At 43.7% G+C, this 19,097-nt stretch carries 12 protein-coding genes; 8 read left to right on the top strand and 4 right to left on the bottom strand.

Annotated elements, in window-relative coordinates; all coding sequences use genetic code 11:
• The first annotated feature begins 17 nt into the window (after window positions 1-17).
• From NLZ44_RS13385 to clpP, 4 genes are read left to right on the top strand one after another with little or no spacing between them, the layout of a single operon-like run.
• On the top strand, window positions 18-1,379 hold the full coding sequence (locus tag NLZ44_RS13385; RefSeq protein ID WP_048894966.1) for a hypothetical protein: 1,362 nt from the start codon (window positions 18-20) through the stop codon (window positions 1,377-1,379).
• Window positions 1,380-1,394: 15 nt separating this feature from the next.
• Window positions 1,395-4,391: an FAD-binding and (Fe-S)-binding domain-containing protein gene (locus tag NLZ44_RS13390; protein ID WP_493750100.1), complete on the top strand. Its 2,997-nt coding sequence runs from the start codon at window positions 1,395-1,397 to the stop codon at window positions 4,389-4,391.
• A 23-nt stretch (window positions 4,392-4,414) separates the two neighbouring features.
• Window positions 4,415-5,551: an acyltransferase family protein gene (locus tag NLZ44_RS13395; protein WP_493750101.1), complete on the top strand. Its 1,137-nt coding sequence runs from the start codon at window positions 4,415-4,417 to the stop codon at window positions 5,549-5,551.
• A 58-nt stretch (window positions 5,552-5,609) separates the two neighbouring features.
• On the top strand, window positions 5,610-6,212 hold the full coding sequence (gene clpP / locus NLZ44_RS13400) for an ATP-dependent Clp endopeptidase proteolytic subunit ClpP (protein WP_006620915.1): 603 nt from the start codon (window positions 5,610-5,612) through the stop codon (window positions 6,210-6,212).
• A gap of 314 nt (window positions 6,213-6,526) precedes the next feature.
• On the opposite strand, the gene NLZ44_RS13405 is transcribed toward clpP, so the two are convergent.
• Window positions 6,527-7,273: a slr1353 family protein gene (locus NLZ44_RS13405; RefSeq protein WP_315639615.1), complete on the bottom strand. Its 747-nt coding sequence runs from the start codon at window positions 7,271-7,273 to the stop codon at window positions 6,527-6,529.
• Window positions 7,274-7,563: 290 nt separating this feature from the next.
• Here NLZ44_RS13405 and NLZ44_RS13410 point away from each other — a divergent pair, with 290 nt between their 5' ends.
• From NLZ44_RS13410 to NLZ44_RS13420, 3 genes are all read left to right on the top strand, one after another.
• Window positions 7,564-9,858, top strand: coding sequence for a ribonuclease R family protein (locus tag NLZ44_RS13410; protein WP_493750102.1), 2,295 nt, complete (start codon window positions 7,564-7,566; stop codon window positions 9,856-9,858).
• A gap of 230 nt (window positions 9,859-10,088) precedes the next feature.
• Window positions 10,089-10,280, top strand: coding sequence for a hypothetical protein (locus tag NLZ44_RS13415; RefSeq protein WP_493750103.1), 192 nt, complete (start codon window positions 10,089-10,091; stop codon window positions 10,278-10,280).
• Window positions 10,281-10,466: 186 nt separating this feature from the next.
• Window positions 10,467-11,951 carry a CHASE3 domain-containing protein gene (locus NLZ44_RS13420; protein WP_493750104.1) on the top strand — a complete coding sequence of 495 codons (1,485 nt, stop codon included), beginning with the start codon at window positions 10,467-10,469 and terminating at the stop codon, window positions 11,949-11,951.
• Here NLZ44_RS13420 and NLZ44_RS13425 read toward each other — a convergent pair.
• The 3 genes from NLZ44_RS13425 to NLZ44_RS13435 form a co-directional block, all read right to left on the bottom strand.
• Window positions 11,943-12,626 carry a class I SAM-dependent methyltransferase gene (locus NLZ44_RS13425; RefSeq protein ID WP_493750105.1) on the bottom strand — a complete coding sequence of 228 codons (684 nt, stop codon included), beginning with the start codon at window positions 12,624-12,626 and terminating at the stop codon, window positions 11,943-11,945. The genes NLZ44_RS13420 and NLZ44_RS13425 overlap by 9 nt on opposite strands.
• A gap of 204 nt (window positions 12,627-12,830) precedes the next feature.
• Window positions 12,831-13,127 carry an HU family DNA-binding protein gene (locus NLZ44_RS13430; RefSeq protein WP_046320978.1) on the bottom strand — a complete coding sequence of 99 codons (297 nt, stop codon included), beginning with the start codon at window positions 13,125-13,127 and terminating at the stop codon, window positions 12,831-12,833.
• A gap of 271 nt (window positions 13,128-13,398) precedes the next feature.
• Window positions 13,399-17,382, bottom strand: coding sequence for a magnesium chelatase subunit H (locus NLZ44_RS13435; protein ID WP_493750106.1), 3,984 nt, complete (start codon window positions 17,380-17,382; stop codon window positions 13,399-13,401).
• A gap of 335 nt (window positions 17,383-17,717) precedes the next feature.
• Between NLZ44_RS13435 and NLZ44_RS13440 the strand changes: the two genes are divergently transcribed.
• A complete protein-coding gene (locus NLZ44_RS13440; protein WP_493750107.1) occupies window positions 17,718-19,052 on the top strand; it encodes a TrkH family potassium uptake protein in 1,335 nt (444 codons plus the stop codon).
• The last annotated feature ends 45 nt before the right edge of the window (window positions 19,053-19,097 follow it).

The raw sequence follows: 19,097 nt of genomic DNA on the forward strand, positions 1-19,097 counted from the left end.
CCTATTAATCTATGATAATGAAACACAAATTTAATCGCAAGCAAATTAAAGAAGTTGGCAAAATTATCTTAATTAACCTATTGTTGTTAGGGTTTTTTGTAGAATTGGGTTCCCTGGGTTTTTATTTAGTCCGCCATAACCAGTTATTTTATACTCGTCAACGACCAAGCAGCATTGAAGAAATGGGTTTGAACCTAGAAGGTATGAGGATGGAAATTTCTATCGTAGAAAGACTACATCCCTATTTCGGCTATGCACCTAAACCAGGTCCTGATTTTCGTCCGGGGTTCAAATATAATAACTATGGCTTTATTTCTCCATATAATTATCCCTTTGTCAAAACTAACGAAAATCAATTTATCGTGGGAGTATTTGGGGGGTCAGTAGCTTCTAACTATTCTATCTATGAGATTCAAAATGGAATTTTAGAGACCAAAATTCGAGAAGTGCCCGGTTTAGAAAATAAAGAACTAATTATTTTATCCTTTGCTACGGGAGGCTATAAACAGCCACAACAGCTTTTGATTTTGAATTATCTGCTGTCTGTGGGTCAGGTGTTTGATATGGTGATTAATATTGATGGGTTTAATGAACTGGCTTTATCTAGTGTTAATAATGAAAAAAAACTGGAATTAACAATGCCAAGTGCATCCCACATACAACCTTTAACTAATTTAGCCAATAATAGTTTATCTACCCAAGCCTTAGAAAGTATACTTAAAATTAAGCAAGCTAAACCCCGAATTAATCAGGTTGCTTCTAACTTAAAAAATTGTCGGATGGCTTCTTGTTATACTATCAATAATCTGGCTATCCAGGGATTAATTAAAGATTATTACCAGGAGGTTGAACGATTTCAAAGATATCAACAAATTCCTGATCATGACGGGGGAGAAGGCAGCGTATTTTTATTTTATACTCAAGAGTCAGTTTTACCGGAAGAGAAAGCCTTGGCTAAAATTACTGATACATGGGTGAGAACTTCTACGGTGATTAATCATATTTTATCTGCGAAAAATATTCCCTATTTCCATATTCTGCAACCTAACCAATATCATGTCACTAATAGGGTTTTTAGCAGCGAAGAAAAAGCGATCGCATTTACTGATAATACCCCTTACCGCCAGCCTATTGTCGCAGGTTATCCTCTGCTATTAAATCGAATTGCTGACTTGGAGGCGGCGGGGGTGACTATTTTTAATGGGGTGAATATTTTTGATGCTGCGCCAGAAATGATGTACATTGATAACTGTTGTCACTATACCCCGGCTGGTGAACATATCCTTTCGAGTTATGTGGCGGAAAGTATTAAAAATATACTTAATCAACGCCTAAATCCACCAAATCTTAACTTGGCTAATGAACCTCTCACTGACTAGCATAAAGGAGGATTGATGATTCCTAATTTACAGCCAGAAAATACTATCAATTCCGATTATTGGGGATTCTTGAATCAGTTAGAAAAAACTGATTTTTCTGGAGAGGTTAAGGGAGATTTTGCTACTCGTTTAGTAACCGCCACTGATAATAGTATTTATCAGATACTTCCCCAGGGAGTAGTTTACCCCAGAAACCATCATGATTTAGTGATTCTGTTTAAACTGGCTAGTCAAACTCCCTATCAAAATATCACCTTTTCTCCACGGGGAGGGGGAACCGGAACTAATGGTCAATCCTTATCTAGGGGAATTATTATCGATTGTTCTAAGTTTATGAATAACATCTTAGAAATCAATTTAGAGGAGGGATGGGTCCGCGTTCAGCCGGGAGTAGTTTTAGACCAACTTAACTCATGTTTACAGCCTCATGGTGTCTTTTTTGCGCCTTCAGTAGCGCCTAGTAATCGGGCGACTATTGGGGGAATGATTAACACTGATGCTTGTGGTAAGGGGTCGCGAATTTATGGGCGAACCAGTCAACACATTTTAGAGTTAACCTGGGTGTTACCAGATGGGACTGAAAGCCTATCCTTCCCTATAGATACTATAGCATTAAACCGCCTTAAAAAGCAAGGGGGGAGAGTAGGAAATATTGATAATTGTCTGGATGACCTTCTCACGGATAACCAAGATAAAATCAATCAGGTATTTCCTCAACTTACCCGATTTATGACTGGCTATAACTTGGCTAAAGTCTATTCTGAGGACAAACAAACTTTTAACCTTAATTACTTATTAGCAGGTGCGGAAGGTACTTTAGGAATTATCACGGAAGCCAAACTTAAACTTACGCCAATTCCCCAGGCTAAAAAATTACTGGTTATTCATTATGAAAGTTTTAATTATGCTTTAGAAGGGGCTATGGATTTATTAGCCTCGGAACCAGGGGCGATCGAAACTATTGATGAGACGATTCTTAATTTGGCTAAACAGGATGAAATCTATGATGCAGTTAAGGATTTTATCCCGTCTTCTGGGACTATCAATCTAGTGGAATTTGTGGGAGAAAGCGAGGCTGATATTCAACCCAAAATAGACTCAATTATTGCGAAAATTCAAGGGGGTAATCAGGGTATAAGTGGTTATTATTTGGCGAGAGATAATCAGGAAATTATCAATCTCTGGAAACTGCGTAGTAAAGGGGCGGGACTCCTGGGAAATCAACGGGGAAATCGTAAACCGATACCTTTTATAGAGGATACTGTGGTTCCCCCAGTGCATCTAGCTAAGTATATTGGAGAATTGCGGGGTTTATTAGCAGAATATAATCTGATTTATGGGATGTATGGTCATGTAGATGTTGGTTGTTTGCATTTGCGTCCAGCTTTGGATTTGAAGATTCCCGCAGATGCAGAATTAGTCCGCAAATTATCCGATCGCGTTGTGGCTTTAGTGCGTAAATATGGGGGAGTATTTTGGGGAGAACATGGTAAAGGTTTTAGGAGTGAATATACACGGGAGTTTTTGGGAGATGAATTATATCAAGTTTTCCGAGAAGTGAAAACTATCTTTGACCCCCAAAATAGACTAAATCCGGGTAAAATTGTCACGCCGATAGATAGTTTAGATACAGTAGTTAAATTAGATTCACCTATGCGGGGAGAATTTGACCGCCAAGTTAATCCTAGTAAAATTAGTGAATATGAAGGGGCGTTTAATTGTAATGGTAATGGCGCTTGTTTTAACTTCGATCCTGATGATGTGATGTGTCCTTCCTATCGGGTAACTCGCGATCGCATTCATTCCCCAAAAGGGCGATCGAGTTTATTGCGGGAGTGGCTAAGACTCCTAGAAAATCATGGTGATGAAATTACGGAAACCCCGACAACTTTAATCATGCGCCTCTGGAATACCCTCAAACAATGGCGGGGAGATTATGATTATTCCCAGGAAGTTTATGGGGCTATGAATGGCTGTTTATCCTGTAAAGCCTGCGCTAGTCAATGTCCGATTCATGTGAATATCCCGGACATGAAATCTAAGTTTTTGTATCTTTATCATACTCGATATTTGCGACCATTTAGAGATTATCTAATCGCCCATATTGAAACGCTGTCAAAGTGGCAATCTTTGCATCCGACAATGGCTAATATATTAAGCCAAAATCCTCTATCAAAAGCGGCGACTAAAACTCTGTTAAATATAGTCGATCCTCCGGTAGTGAGTCATCCCACCCTCAAGGAAGGTTTACGGACGCGCCACCACCCCAAATTTAATCTGGATAGGCTGCAAAATTTAAGTGGGTCTGAAAAGGAATGTAGTGTGATTTTGCTACAGGATGCTTTTACCAGTTTTTATGAATCTTCCCTGGTATTAGCAATCTATGATTTTCTGCACAAATTAGGATATAATGTATATATACCCGATTTTTTTCCCAGTGGTAAACCCACTCATGTAAAAGGATTTTTACGAGAGTTTAAAGCGATCGCTTCCCAAAACTGCGAATGGTTGCAACAATTAAAATCCCTAGAAATTCCCCTAATTGGTATTGAACCTAGTATAGTTTTAACCTATCGGGATGAATACCCGAAAACACTAAATTTTAGTCAAGCATTACCAACGATTGACTTACTGCAAGAGTTTCTGAGCCAAAATAGCGATCGCTTACCGAAACTCAGCGCCAGTCAGCCTTATTTTCTGTTCGGACATTGCCAGGAAAAAACTGCGGTTTTAACCTCTCAAAAACAATGGCAGCAGCTATTTACTACTATGGGATTAGAATTAAATATCGTCAATACAAGCTGTTGCGGAATGGCGGGAATATATGGTCATGAAGCCGAACACTATCAGCAATCCCAGGACATTTATAATAGTAGTTGGGGGCGAATTATCTCAACCATAGATAATCCCAATCAAATCTTAGTAACAGGTTATTCTTGTCGATCGCAAATTCACAGATTTAGTCATTTTACCCCCAATCATCCCATCCAAGCATTACTAAAATTACTGTAAACTCAGAGGTATTGTGGAAATTGATGACCTGGAAAAATACTAAAATGCGCTTAATATCCCTTGATGTATTTAGAGGTATAGCGATCGCCGCCATGATACTGGTGAATAACCCCGGAAGCTGGGGTTATATGTATCCGGTATTGCAACACGCCGAATGGGATGGCTGCACCCCCACCGATGTAGTTTTCCCCAGTTTCCTATTAATTATGGGAGTAGCGATCGCCTTTTCTCTGTCCAAATTTGCCCGAGAACATCGTTTAGGCGGCGAGGGAGTACCCCCATCAGTTTATAGTCGAATAGGGCGGCGATGTCTACTACTATTTCTGTTAGGCTTATTCCTAAATGGTTTTCCCCACTATGACCTAGCCAATATCCGAATCATGGGAGTATTACAACGAATAGCGATCGCCTATGGACTAACTGCGATCGCCATTTTAAACCTGTCGCGACGGCAATTGTGGCTAATTTCCATTCTCACCCTCATAGGTTACTGGGTAGCCATGACCATAATTCCCGTCCCCGGTTATGGCCCAGGAAACCTGTCACCAGAAGGCAACTTAGGCGCATTAATAGACCAGACAATTTTAGGTTCCCATCACTTGTGGCGAGGCGGTCCCTACGACCCAGAAGGATTATTTAGCACCGCACCCGCTACAGTTACCGTAATCCTCGGCTATCTTACCGGAGAATGGCTAAAATCCCAACCCCGAAACAGTTTCACCGTCATTAACCTAGTAATGTTTGCCCTCAGTAGCCTCGTGGTCGGCTATTTGTGGGGGGTATGGTTTCCCATTAATAAGGCACTGTGGACCAGTTCATTTGTATTAGTGACCGCTGGCTGGGGACTGCTATTATTAGCCTTCTGTTATGGGGTCATAGAAGTAAAAAACTGGCGACGGTGGGGGAAGCCTTTGGAAATTATGGGAGTTAACGCCATATTTCTATTTGTGGCTTCCGGCTTACTCGCCAGGATCTTAATACGCATCCCGGTAGGTAGCGGACCGGTTAGCCCCAATCTGAAAACCTGGATCTATGAAAATATATTTGTATCCTGGGCGGGGCCACTCAATGGATCGCTGATGTATGCTGTAGCCACAGTCATATTTTGGTGGGCGATCGCCTATATTATGTATAATCGTCGGTGGTTTCTGAAAGTCTAGGTACAGAAAATCGCTACAATAGATCGACAGTATCTATTAACAGTCTTAGCAGCACGTTATGATTCCAACCGTCATCGAACAATCAGGCCGTGGTGAACGCGCCTTTGATATTTACTCCCGACTCCTGCGCGATCGCATCGTGTTTCTAGGAACCCAAGTTAACTCAGATGTTGCTAACTTAATTGTGGCCCAACTGCTATTTTTAGACGCAGAAGACCCCGAAAAAGACATTTATCTATACATCAACTCCCCAGGAGGCGGGGTTAATGCGGGATTGGGCATCTTTGACACCATGAACCATATTCGTCCTGATGTCTGCACCGTCTGTCTGGGACTAGCAGCCAGTATGGGGGCATTTCTCCTCAGCGCCGGGGCTAAAGGAAAGCGTTACAGCCTCCCCCACTCCCGGATTATGATTCACCAACCCCTCGGAGGCGCACAAGGACAAGCTACCGATATTGAAATTCAGGCCAGAGAAATTCTGTATCTGAAACGGCAACTTAACGAAAATCTCGCTAAACACACAGAACAACCCCTGTCCCGTATCGAAGAAGACACAGAAAGGGATTTCTTTATGTCCGCCGAAGATGCGGTTAATTACGGCCTCATCGATCAAGTCATTAGTCGCCGTCCTTCTGCATCTAATCCGGTTGAGAGTTAACATAGGCGATCGCACAGTCCCAAGCCCCTCTCCCTCTGGGATCTAATGTAGGGGCGGGTTAGGCAATTAATAATGAATAATTGATAATTGATAATTGATAATTGATAATTGTAGGGGCGGGTTATGCTGTCAATTACCTCTGGTCAGCAAAAGAGTCATCAACCCGCCCTCTGGGGTTCTGCTGTCAATTACCTCTGGTCAGCAGAAGAGTCATCAACCCGCCCTTTGGGGTGGCGCTGTCAATTACCTATGCTAACAAGAAGACTAATAAACCCCCCTTTGGGGTTGGGGGTTGTTGGGAACTATCAAAAATGCTAAATAGATTCTAAATAGTGTAAAAAGTCCAGCAGTTCTTCAGGAGTTAAATGGTGGCGCGATCGCTTTCCGTAGGTCTTGAGTAGATATGCAGAACCCTGTTCCGCTGTCCAACCTAATCTTCGCAACTCAATATCTGTTTTGGCAATATCGTCAGACATATCATCACCATGGTAAACAGTATTATGACCAGTCTCTTGGGAAAGTGTCACCGATCGCGGTTCTGGCGGATGAATAATCGTATTTTCGGGGGTTTCTAGTTCATCGGAGGGCAAATGGGGCAGAGAAGCGCCTCGGGCTTTGGTTTGGGCTGGGTTCTGGGTAGTTGTGGCATCAGGTAAAGATGGAGACCCGGTTTTAGGCTGAATGTAGGTAGCAGATAGCCACTCATCAGAAGGCATAGCCATGGAGTCAAGCCCCAGAGTTTCGCGGCCAGTGGTGGGTGAGTCCACAGCCGACTGATTTGATAGATTAGAAACAACGGGACTCGGTAAACTGTCTGACCTATGAGGTAAATCAGCCTTGGGTAAATTATCCCCGATTTTGTGTAACCCCAAACACTGTAGCGATCGCTCTCTGGCCCTATCCTCAGCCAACTCCACAGTTTCAGCCATACCTAGTCCCGATGCCAGAGTTACCCCGGCCACCTGTACCGATACCCGAACAATATATTGATTGTTCTCAATAGCAATTAACTCAGAGATAAGTCCCCCTGTGGGATAGCGGCTTCTAAATTGAGTGAACATAATCTTCAGTAAACTTATAGGATATAATTGGTTAGAATGTGGTCTCCGACGCAGCTCCTCTGCCCCAGAAAACACTTTTCCACCTGTGGGGCATCGTTGTACATCCCACCCTTAGCATTTTCTGTAAGGTTGCCGATCGCTCTCAACTAAAATTGTATCACTGTCTCTCAGGGGTGATTGGTTGGCATGGTGGGAAAAAGTGAGTCCTGGAAAAGTGGCTGAAACTAACAAAGGCAGAAGTGGCGTTAGAACTACCTATCCCCATCGACATCACGAAGGAAAATCGCTACATGGAATTTTCAATCGCTACACTGTTAGCCAACTTTACAGAGGATAAATCTGTAGCCCCCAAGGCTCTCGAAAAAAAACTGACCTCTGATGAAGAGAGTCTGCGAAAATTTCAGATCGCCATTGATGCTTTAGAGCGGATTGGCCTTTTGGAAAAAGATAAGGGCCGCTATCGTCGCATAGAACAGGAGAGTATTGTAGAAGCCAAATTGCGATGTTCCAGCAAAGGCTTCTGCTTTGCGATTCAAGACGCGGAAAGTGCCGAGGATGTCTACATCCGGGAAAGTCACCTGAGTACCGCCTGGAATGGCGATCGCGTCCTGGTGAGAATTATTAAAGAAGGCTCCCGTCGTCGTTCCCCCGAAGGAGAAGTTTATCTAATCCTAGAGCGAGCTAACCCCTCCGTACTCGCTCGCGTCAAAGAAACCAAAAAAGGATATCGCGCCGTCCCCCTAGATGACCGATTGCTATTTGAAATGAATCTGGTCAACCCCCCAGAGGAACTCGTTGATGCTGTCGATCACCTGGTTCATGTCGAAGTAGTGCGCTATCCTCTGGGTATTCATCGCCCTGTGGGTAGGGTGGTACAAGTTCTGGGTTCTGATGCTGAGGAAGCAGAAGACCTGGATATTGTTTGTTGTAAACATGATTTACCCCGGTCCTTTCCCAAAAGTGTACTACAGGAAACCGAAATCCTCCTAGCAGCTAGTGCTACTCTCAAAAATAGCGACTTGGAAAATCGACTTGATCTGCGCGACGAGCCGACTCTTTCCTTTAGCCCCGATTTGGGAAATCCTGAATTTTCAGTCTTCAAGCCAGAAGACGAACCCTGTCAATATACAATTGATCACGCCCTCAGCTTGAAAGAAACCGAATCGGGGAACTGGAAATTAGCGGTTCATATCGCAGATAGCTCCCATTATATTCAACCAGACACCTCCTTAGATCGCGAAGCCAGGCGGCGGGGTATCGGCATTTACTTAGCCGATAAATATATTCCTATTGTTCCCGCTCCCCTCAGTTGCGATCGCATTTCTCTGATACCAGGAGAAGATCGCCTGGCTTTGTCCATCATGATTGAACTAGGTCCTACCGGAAAAATCCTAGAATATGAAATTCAGCCCAGTATCGTCCGCGTTGACCGACAAATAACTTATCAGGAAGCCCAAAGTATTCTTGATGGCGAATCTTCCGAAGATAATCGGATTATAGAAGACCTCCTAGAAGTCAGTCGCGCCATTCGACAAATGCGGGAGTTGCGGGGTGGTTTTGAACTCAATCTTCCTGATACCCATTGTCATTTTAATGACGAAGGGGAACTCGGACCCATGATTTCTGGCACTAAATTAGTCTCTCAGGCTATGGTATCTGAGTTGATGATTTTAGCTAATCAGGTAGTTGCTTGCCACCTGCAATCCCTTGGGGTTCCTGCTATCTATCGCGTTCAAGCCGCCCCAGACCCCGCTGATGTCGCTGAATTGATCAAGTTGTCTATTCATCATGGCCTTGAACTAGAGCTTGATGATGAATCCGAAATTCAACCCCAAGATTTTCAAGTATTTACCCAAGCTCTGAAAAATACTCGTGCCGAACGGGTATTAACTTATCTACTTGAAGATAGTCTCAAACCTACTGTTTATAGTACCGTTCCTAAACTGCATTTTGGCTTGGCATTACCCGCCTATACTCACTGTACCTCACCCATTTCTCGCTATTGTGACCTGCAAATTTGTCGGGTTCTCAAAGCGGTATTTGAAGAGGGACGCGATCGCCGTTCCACTCGTTCCAAAGAACCAGTTAACCTCCATCATTCCTCATCAGAGGGCAAAATTTCCTGGAATGTCTTACCTCCAGAGTTACAACATGATCTCGAAACCCAGTTTGCTCAACTCGTCGTTCATCTCAGCGAAAGGGAAAGCGTCGCCGCTGATGCTGAGGAAGACCTAGAGGGACTCAAAAAAACTGGGTTTATGAAAGAACGCACCGGTCAAACTTTTGTCGGTTTAATTACTGGCGTTCAGTCCTATGGCTTTTTTGTCGAGATTGAACTAGAGTCTCCTGGTGGTTCAACTCTCAGGGTAGAAGGGTTAGTTCATGTCTCTTCTCTTAAAGATGACTGGTACGAATACCGTTCTCGTCAACAAACCTTAGTCGGTCGCAAAAACCGCAATCAGTACCGTCTTGGCGATAATGTGGAAGTTCAGGTTAAGAGTGTAGACTACTACCGTCAACAAATTGATTTGGTTGCTGTTGGTGGCGGTAGTGAAGCTATTGATGACCATGATGATAGCTTTTAGCTATCTCCTAGCTTCCCCATTTCCCTAGGGGGAGTACAACCCCAAAATTCCGATAATAACCCGATAATTATCGGCCCTACGCACCACCAGACTCTCCCCAGTGGGAAAAACCCGGTTTTTATTGAGCTTTCTGGTTTCTCACCAAGATTTGGCTAAAAAACCGGGTTTTTTGAGTATTTTCCTAGGGGGAGTACAACCCCAAAATTCCGATAATAACCCGATAATTATCGGTGCTACGCACCACCAGACTCTCCCCAGTGGGAAAAACCCGGTTTTTATCGGGCTTTCTGATTTCTCACCAAGATTTGGCTAAAAAACCCGGTTTTTTGACTGATGATCTCGAACCCCCCTACATTATCGCCCTATCCCTCTCTCCCCAGCCATCTCCAGAGAGGGAGGGAGTAATATTTGAGAGGGAGTAATAGTGAGAGAGGGAAGAATTATCCATTATCCATTATGGGCTGGCGGCTATCAGTTATAGTCGTGTTATAATAAGCGGTAATCGTCTATAGTCTATGGTCGTCTTCAATATTAATAGACTACTCCTAGGCTAATCACTAAAGAAGGAGCAGGGTGTTGATATTTGGGGTATGAAGTGGGCATTTTTTATGAAATTATCTCTGCAAAAAAAGGTCTTGTTGGGCTTTGTAATTTCTTCTATTTTACTACTGATGGTTACTTACAGTGGCTATCAAACTTCTAAGAAATTGGCTAACCTGAAGGAATGGGAAATACATACTAAGGAAGTATTAAGATTTTTGGAGGAAATTGCCACAGATTTATCAGATGCAGAAACCGGTCAAAGGGGTTTTTTGCTGACACTAGAACCAGAATATTTAGAGCCTTATAATCAAGCAGTTCAAGAGATTGATCAAGATTTATCCTTTCTCATATCTTTGACCAAAGATAATCAGATTCAGCAACAAAATCTTGATATTTTATCCACATTAATTAGCGAAAAATTAGAGGAACTAGAACTCACAATTAAAATGGCTAAATCTGGAGATGTTCAAGGAGCAATTGAATTAGTTAAAACCAATCAAGGCAAAAATTTAATGAATGAGATTAGACAGGTTTTAGACACCATGAAATATGAGGAAGAAAGATTGTTGGCGATTCGGTCAGACGCGACGGATGAATTAATTCAAAATACTTTCTTGGTGTTTGGTTTAGGGATAGTTTTTGATTTGGGATTACTATCAGCTCTTTATTTAGTAATATATCGAGAAATTTCTCATAAACAAATCGCTCAACAAGAGTTGATTGCTTTAAACCAAGCTGCTTTTAGGTTTGTGCCACAAAAGTTCATTAAAATTTTAAATAAAGATAGTATAATCGATGTTGATTTGGGGGACTATACCGAACAAGAAATGTCTATAATGTTTTCAGATATTCGTGATTTTACATCCATAAGTGAACGTATTTCTCCCCAAGATAACTTTAATTTAATTAATGCGTATTTATCGCGTATGGCACCATTAATTAATGAACATTATGGATTTATTGATAAATATATTGGTGATGCTATTATGGCGCTTTTTAGTCGGAGTCCAGATGATGCTGTACAAGCTGCTATTTCTATGTTAGAAAGTTTAAATGAATATAATAAACAGCGAAATGAGTATGGTTATATTCCCCTAAAAATTGGCATAGGAATTAATACGGGAAGATTGATATTAGGAACAGTAGGATACCATGAACATATAGAAGGTACTGTGATTAGTGATGCTGTTAATTTGGCTTCCCGAATTGAGCAACTAACTAAAGTTTATCGGGTTCCTTTATTAATATCAGAGTCTACATTTTTGCAGCTCAAACATCCCCAGAACTATGCGATTCGTTTGGTTGATCAAGTTCAGGTTAAAGGTAGGTCAGAAATTGTCAAAGTTTACGAGGTTTTTAATCATGATTTAGTCCCGGAATTATCAGCAAAACTATCTAATTTATCAGTATTTTCGGAAGGGGTTACACTCTATCATCAGCAACATTTCCAGGAGGCTTTTGAGGCTTTTAAGGACTGTTATCATCAAAACTCTAATGATTCGGTTGTGGAAGTGTATTTGCGGCGTTTAAAAGGTGATTGTTTACGGTGAAATTATTTTCATCATCAGATTACCCCCTTTTTGGAAATGGTAGGGGACTGATTGAATTTCTACGGAATATTTTAAAGCTGTTAATTGCTCAATTAATTTTGGGAAAAATTCGGGAGTCTCTCCCCCAATACTAACTAGGGGAAATAGAAGAACAATACTGGCTACCCGGCATAATTCCAGGATAGCATCTCGGTGGAACTTTTCGGAAAGACGATCGCTATAGGAAAATAGAAAATGAGCCGATAAAGCTCGGTCAAACTGACGGTCAGCAAAAGGCAAATGCGGCAGTTCTGCGTCGATATAACGCCCGGTTTGTCGTCCTTGGTCAAAATCAGCCAAAAACTCATTCATCGCCTCTTTACGGACCTGTGCGAGGTGTTCTGGGGATTTTATTTGATGCCAGATGTAGTCTTCCCGGTTAGCTTCTACCTGTTGGATTACTATAGGCAAAACGAATTGAATGCGATCGCTAATTTGGGCAGTGGAAAACCGATAAAGAGGGTCACAGGAAACCACAGAATAACCTCGGCGGGTCATCACTGCATTAAAACTCGCCGGACCCCCAGCACAGTCCAAATAAGAGCAGTGCAAATCATCCTCACTGAGAGCAAACATTTGCAAATACTCATCAAAACTGCGTCCCCAAGGAATCACTTGATTAACGGTAAATCCCATAATTTTGCCCAGTTCCCAAAACTGCTAAATCATGGCAACCCATAGAGAATCGCCATATATGCTAGTGGTAAAAAATGCGATCGCCTCTCCCGGTTAGGTGATGGTGTTGTACTGATAGGGGGGTGGCGGTAGTGGTTAAGAAAATGCCACAAAAAAACAGGGGTGAGGCTGAAAATTACCGATCACCCCTGTCAGCAAGCAAGTCTAGGCGACGTTTTCGTTACCTTCGTTAGCCACCCGTTCCTTAAACGCTTTCCCAGCGGAAAAGGCTGGAACAGTGGTAGCAGGAATAGTCATAGGTTGTCCGGTGCTGGGGTTACGGCCCTCACGAGCCTTACGGTGGCGAGCCTCAAAGGAACCAAAGCCCACTAGAGTGACCTTTTCCCCCTCAGCCACAGCATCCATAATGCACTCACAGATAGCCGAAATAATGGCATCCGCTTGTTTTTTGGTAACACCCGCCTTGATAGATGTTTCCTGAACCAACTGCTCTTTATTCATCGAAATACCTCCAGAATCATTTTCAGTGGGTGTTCTTGTCGTTATGATGGCTGTTTTAACACAGACTAATCACGGATTGACAAGTGTATATCTTAAAATTCGCGCTAAGTTTCACCCTATATAGCACGCGCTCGAATGGTTTGTCAGCGTATCCTGAGCCCCAAAGACCCAATACTACTGCTGCCTAGTAAATGGGCGATCGCCTTTAACCCGTAGGTGTTCCCCAGATATCGGCATTTCCACCGCCAGGGATACACCATAAACCGGGGAATTACTCAATCCCCTCAATGCGGTCTTCAACCTCCTGGTATAACTCCCGCAGGCGATCGAGATTTTCTTCGCTAGTTTCCCAATACCCGCGACCATTCACCTCCAGCAGAGTTGTGACCATTTTACGGAAAGAATGGGGGTTAAGATTCATCAGACGTTGCTGCATAGCCTCGTCCTTGATAAAGGTTTCGTTAGTTTCCTCATAAACCCAATTATCCACAGCCCCAGCAGTAGCACTCCATCCCATGGTATTAACCAGACGCTTAGACAACTCTCGCACCCCCTCATAACCATGAGAAAGCATCCCCTCGTACCATTTAGGGTTGAGCATCTTCGTCCGTGCGTCTAGGCGCACAGTTTCCGAGAGAGTCCGAACTTGAGCGTTAGCCGTCGTGGTATCCGCGATATAGGAAGCCGGTTTTTTCCCGTCTTTCCGCAAGCTGGCGATAGTTTTGGTCGGGTCAGAGTCGAAATAGTGGGAAACGTCAGTTAAGCTAATTTCCGAAGAATCCAAGTTTTGGAATGTAGCATCAGCAGTTTTCAGGGAAGCCTCAAAAATCTGACGGTTATCATCCATCATCCCCGGATTATCGGAATTAAAAGCAAAAGACTTGCGGTTTAGATACATTTCCTGCAATTCTGCCTCACTTTCCCAGGTGCTATTTTCCACAGCTAAGTTAACGTTAGCTGCATAAGAACCAGAAGCATTGGAGAAAACACGGGTAGCAGCCTGTCGGATGTTGATACCTAGCTCTGCCGCTTGTTGTAGGGCGTGTTTGCGAACAAAGTTCATTTCCAGGGGTTCATCGGCTTCCGCTGCCATTTTAACCGCTTTGTCGAGCAGATTCATTTGGTTGATGAACAGGTCGCGGAACACTCCCGAACAGTTAATCACCACATCAATGCGAGGGCGGCCCAATTCTTCCAGGGGGATTAACTCCAACTTGTTGACCCGACCCAAAGCATCGGGAACCGGTTTGGCTCCAACCATCCACATAACCTGGGCCAAGGATTCGCCGTAGGTTTTGATATTATCAGTTCCCCACAGGACAACGGCGATAGTTTCTGGGTATTGACCGCCATTTTCCATTTTTTGCCGTTCTAGGAGTCGGTCTACGACGATTTGAGCCGATTTAACTGCCGCTACAGTCGGGATAGACTGAGGGTCCAGGGCGTGCATATTCTTCCCAGTGGGGAGAACGTCCGGGTTGCGAATGGGGTCGCCGCCAGGTCCGGGAAGGATATATTCTCCTTCCAAAGCACGGAGCAAGGCTCCCAATTCGTTATCGGCGCAAACCTGTTTTAAGCAAAATTCCAAATACTCAAACAGGGGTTTCATGGGTTCCGGGTCAATCTGGGTATAGGCCAAGTCGTGTAATGCTTGCAACCAGGGTTCTTTTTTCCCCATGTTAAAGAAGTTGAGTTGGGAGATTTTGGAGACTCGGCCTTCTGCGTCGGTTTGTTCTTGAACTAAAGCAGCGATCGCCGCACGGGTAGCATTTGTGATGTGCTGCAATTGGTCAACGTCCGCGAGAATGCCTTGGTTACTGTTGCGGTAGAGTTCCTCAATATCCCGATTAATGCTATTAGCGATAATCCGAGGCAGACTGAGTATCCCTTCTTCTTCCCGGTCTAAGCTGGCAATATTAACCAAAGTAGCGATCGCCTCTTCCGCACTCGGAGGCTTACCAATAACGTGCAACCCACAGGGAAGCAGGCGAGACTCAATTTCCATGAGTTTCTGATAAACCCGTCCCACCACATTATCGCGTTCTTCCTGGGTAAGTTCTGCTGGGTCTTGTTCCGGCAGGGCGATATCCTGATCCAAGTTCACCATACGGGATTTTTCGATAATGGTGCTAACAATTTGCACCCCGCGACCACTATCTTTCAGAGTTTGGTAAGACCCAATCAATTCGTTAAGTTCTTGGAGACCCTTATAGAGTCCCGCATTTTCCGCCGCCGGAGTCAGATAAGAGATAGTTTCCGCATAGCTACGGCGTTTAGCAATAGTCGCCTCACTGGGGTTATTAGCCGCGTAATAGTACAGATTAGGAATAGTCCCAATCAGGTTATCCGGGTAACATTCCCCAGACATTCCCATCTGTTTTCCCGGCATAAATTCTAGGGAACCATGGGTCCCAAAGTGCAGCACAGCATCTGCGCCCCAAACCTGTTCTAGGTAGGTATAGTAAGCCGCGAAGCCGTGGTGAGGACTCGCCGACCGGGAGAACAGCAAACGCATGGGGTCGCCTTCATAGCCGAAGGTCGGTTGTACCCCGATAAACAGGTTTCCGAAGGATTTTCCGTAAACTAACAGATTCTCCCCGTCCGTGTTCAGGTGTCCCGGAGGTGGTCCCCAGTTTTCGTGGAGACGTTCCGAGTAGGGGGTGAGTCGTTCATACTGTTCTACCGACATTTTATAGGCGATATTCAGTTCTGGGCTTTGATATTGAGCAGTAGCATCATGGATAACCTGCTGCATTAAAGCGCCCGGAGACTCTGGGATTTCTGGGATATCATAACCGTTATTTTTTAAGGCTCTCATCACCTCATAGATGGAACCGAATACGTCCAAATAGGCGGCGGTTCCGACGTTCCCTTTATCCGGCGGGAAACTGAAAATGGTAATCGCGACTTTTTTATCAAGTTTTGGTTTTTTCCGCAGGTTAGCCCATTTGAGCGCCCGCTGACAGATAGCTTCGATGCGGTCTTGGAGGGCGATCGCCTTTCCCGTCGCTCCGTCGCGTCCTGACACAATAATCGGCTCAATAGCCCCATCCAATTCCGGGATAGCAATTTGTAGCGCCACTTGAATAGGATGCAATCCCAATTCGCTTTGTTCCCATTCTTCCGTAGTTTGGAATACCAGGGGTAGGGCTACCATATAGGGACGGTTGAGCCGTTTTAGGGAGTCGATCGCTTTCGGGTGGTCTTGGCGAGCCGGACCTCCCACCAATGCGAACCCCGTCAGGGAAACCACGATATCAACCAGAGGTTGAGCCGGAATGCCTTTGGGTGGCGTATCCCAGAAGTAGGTATCTACAGGCTTGGAAAAATCCAGACCTCCCGCAAATACTGCCACCACTCGCGCCCCCATAGCTTCCAGTTCCTGCACCATAGCCACATAATGGGCATCGTCTCCGGTGACTAGGTGGGTGCGTTGCAGCACTAAGCCCACACAGGGCGCTAGGGGGTCCTTGGTGTCCTCTGGGATATCTTCGCGCCCGTTATACCAACTCAGATAATCATTGACATCCTCGAACATTTTGGGAGCCAGGGGATGCCAAATTCCCATATCGGGATAGGTGACCGGTTCCGCAAAGTGCAGTTTTTCTTGGCCCTTAAAAACATATTTCTCTGCCAACATGAGCAGGAAGTTTTCCAGGTTTTCGGGAGAACCACCCAGCCAATATTGGAAACTCAGCATAAAGTTCCGCGCGTCCTGAGCCTTATCAATAGGCATATATTTCAGGACTTTGGGGAGGGTTTGCAGAAGTTTCAGCATTCCGTCCTGGAAGGAGGAGCCAGATTTTTCCTTCCGTTTTTTCATGAACTGGGCGATCGCACTTTTGCTCTGTCCCAGTTGTGCCATGGAGAAGCTGCCCATTTTGTTCAGGCGCATTACCTGTGGCATGGAAGGAAACACCACCGCCACATCTAAGCGATCGCGGTATGGGGCTACGGCTTCCACTACTTTATCAGCTAAATCTTCGATAAAGATTAATGAGGCGATGAAAACATTAGCCTCGGCTAGGTCTTTTTTCAGGTTTTCGTAATTTTCCGGGTCCCGCAGTTCCTCGATCAGATAACCACTGATCTCGATCGCCAAGTTCGGGTTTTTTTCATTTATGGCCCGCACTGCTGCTGACAAAGCGCTCTGATACTGAGCCTCTAGCACGATATAGACGACTTTTAGAAGCGATCGTCCGTTGAGGGAATCAGGTTTAATGTGTCTAACGGTAGGCTTGACGTAGGTAAACATATTTGGTGTTCGTTCCTCGGTGTTCTGCTCTAAAGCTGTCTGGATAGGTAGACTATTGTGGATCGGCGATCGATCCCGTCAACATTTGGCAACGTCCTACATGGGATGCCGTCCCGCTAGGAGACAACCCTGATGACTTCACCATTGAGTATTATTACCAGAAAATCAGCCAAAGTGGTTAGTGGAAGCCACTTTTTGACACAATTCGACAAAAAATTGGCCAATATTTGCAACAAAAATTTATAAATTGCCCAGTTAACAGTCTTGATTATATACACAAGTGTTAAATTTTATGATCTAGGATAAAGTTTTCTATATAAAGTTTGACACCTCTTATGACTGTACCAAGAACTATTTGTCTCGGCTTCTTAGCAGTAATTGCGATCGGCACATTCTTATTATGGATGGATGATACCATTTATCACAGTAGTTTTGGCAATCCTATTACCGCACTATTTCTCGCCACTTCTGCTGTCTGTGTCACAGGCTTATCAGTTGTTGATGTGAGCGAATTTTATTCCTTTTGGGGACAATTTTATTTAGTTAGCTTAGTTGAAATTGGCGCTTTGGGTTATATGACTGCCAACACCATACTGCTGCTATTAATTGGTAGAAAATTTGGGCTCCGAGATAAATTAGCACTCCAAAAATCTTTGGATACCGCCGGAATCGCTGGAGTCATGCCACTGCTCAGATCTATTCTGGCGACTATGGCTTTATTTCAAATTACCGGAGTTATCTTATTAATGATGGTTTTTCTTCCGGATTATGGCTTAAAAAATAGTCTGTGGCTGGCTATATTTCATAGTGTAAATGGCTTTAATAATGCCGGATTTAGCTTGTTTGACAATAGCTTGGTTGAGTATGTATCCTCCCCCATAGTTAATCTAGCTATGAGTATTTTAATTATTTTTGGTGGCTTAGGATATCAAGTTATCATGGAACTTTTTTTGTGGATTAAAACCATCTTAAATCAAGAGCCAAACCGCCGAGATTTTTCCCTGCACTTTAAAGTGGTAACCAGTACAACTATTTTTCTCCTATTTGCCGGAACCATCCTATTTTTTGTCACTGAATTTAATAATCCTCAAACCTTGCAAGATTTGACCATATTCGGCAAAATGCAAGCCGCATGGTTTCAATCGGTCACCAGTAGAACCGCTGGATTTAACACCATATCAACAGGAGATATGACATATTCAGGAATTTTGATTACTATTATCCTAATGTTTATTGGTGCTAGTCCAGGAAGTACAGGAGGCGGCATTAAAACTACTACATCAAGAATCTTGTTAAATTGCACCAAGGCAGCCCTACAAAGTCGAGATGAAGTATTATGTTATCAGCGCAAAATTCCCTCACCTTTGATTTTAAAAGCTGTCGGAGTTTTGGTCGGTTCCATTGCTGTCGTTAGTTCGGCAACATTATTAATTGTCATGATGCAGCCAGAATTAGGATTTGGTAGCATCTTTTTTGAAATTGTTTCCGCCTTTGCTACCGTAGGTCTTTCTACTGGCATAACCGGAGATTTTTCGATGCTCAGTAGATTAATTATTATTGCCACCATGTATATTGGTCGGGTGGGAGTATTATTGCTAATGTCTGCGGTTTTGGGTGATCCTCAACCTTCATCAATTGATTATCCAGAAGAAAACCTATTGGTGGGTTAACTATTGATTATCTACCAGGTAAACTATAGAAATGGTAAAATCAAA

This window comes from Arthrospira sp. PCC 9901 (assembly GCF_059013425.1).

What these genes read in the sequence shown, in the direction of transcription:
- NLZ44_RS13430 (WP_046320978.1), bottom strand. Translation starts at nt 13,127, where the DNA reads ATGAATAAAGAGCAGTTGGTTCAGGAAACATCTATCAAGGCGGGTGTT.
- NLZ44_RS13405 (WP_315639615.1), bottom strand. Translation starts at nt 7,273, where the DNA reads ATGTTCACTCAATTTAGAAGCCGCTATCCCACAGGGGGACTTATCTCT.
- NLZ44_RS13435 (WP_493750106.1), bottom strand. Translation starts at nt 17,382, where the DNA reads ATGTTTACCTACGTCAAGCCTACCGTTAGACACATTAAACCTGATTCC.
- NLZ44_RS13425 (WP_493750105.1), bottom strand. Translation starts at nt 12,626, where the DNA reads ATGGGATTTACCGTTAATCAAGTGATTCCTTGGGGACGCAGTTTTGAT.
- NLZ44_RS13440 (WP_493750107.1), top strand. Translation starts at nt 17,718, where the DNA reads ATGACTGTACCAAGAACTATTTGTCTCGGCTTCTTAGCAGTAATTGCG.
- clpP (WP_006620915.1), top strand. Translation starts at nt 5,610, where the DNA reads ATGATTCCAACCGTCATCGAACAATCAGGCCGTGGTGAACGCGCCTTT.
- NLZ44_RS13385 (WP_048894966.1), top strand. Translation starts at nt 18, where the DNA reads ATGAAACACAAATTTAATCGCAAGCAAATTAAAGAAGTTGGCAAAATT.
- NLZ44_RS13410 (WP_493750102.1), top strand. Translation starts at nt 7,564, where the DNA reads ATGGAATTTTCAATCGCTACACTGTTAGCCAACTTTACAGAGGATAAA.
- NLZ44_RS13390 (WP_493750100.1), top strand. Translation starts at nt 1,395, where the DNA reads ATGATTCCTAATTTACAGCCAGAAAATACTATCAATTCCGATTATTGG.
- NLZ44_RS13420 (WP_493750104.1), top strand. Translation starts at nt 10,467, where the DNA reads ATGAAATTATCTCTGCAAAAAAAGGTCTTGTTGGGCTTTGTAATTTCT.
- NLZ44_RS13395 (WP_493750101.1), top strand. Translation starts at nt 4,415, where the DNA reads ATGACCTGGAAAAATACTAAAATGCGCTTAATATCCCTTGATGTATTT.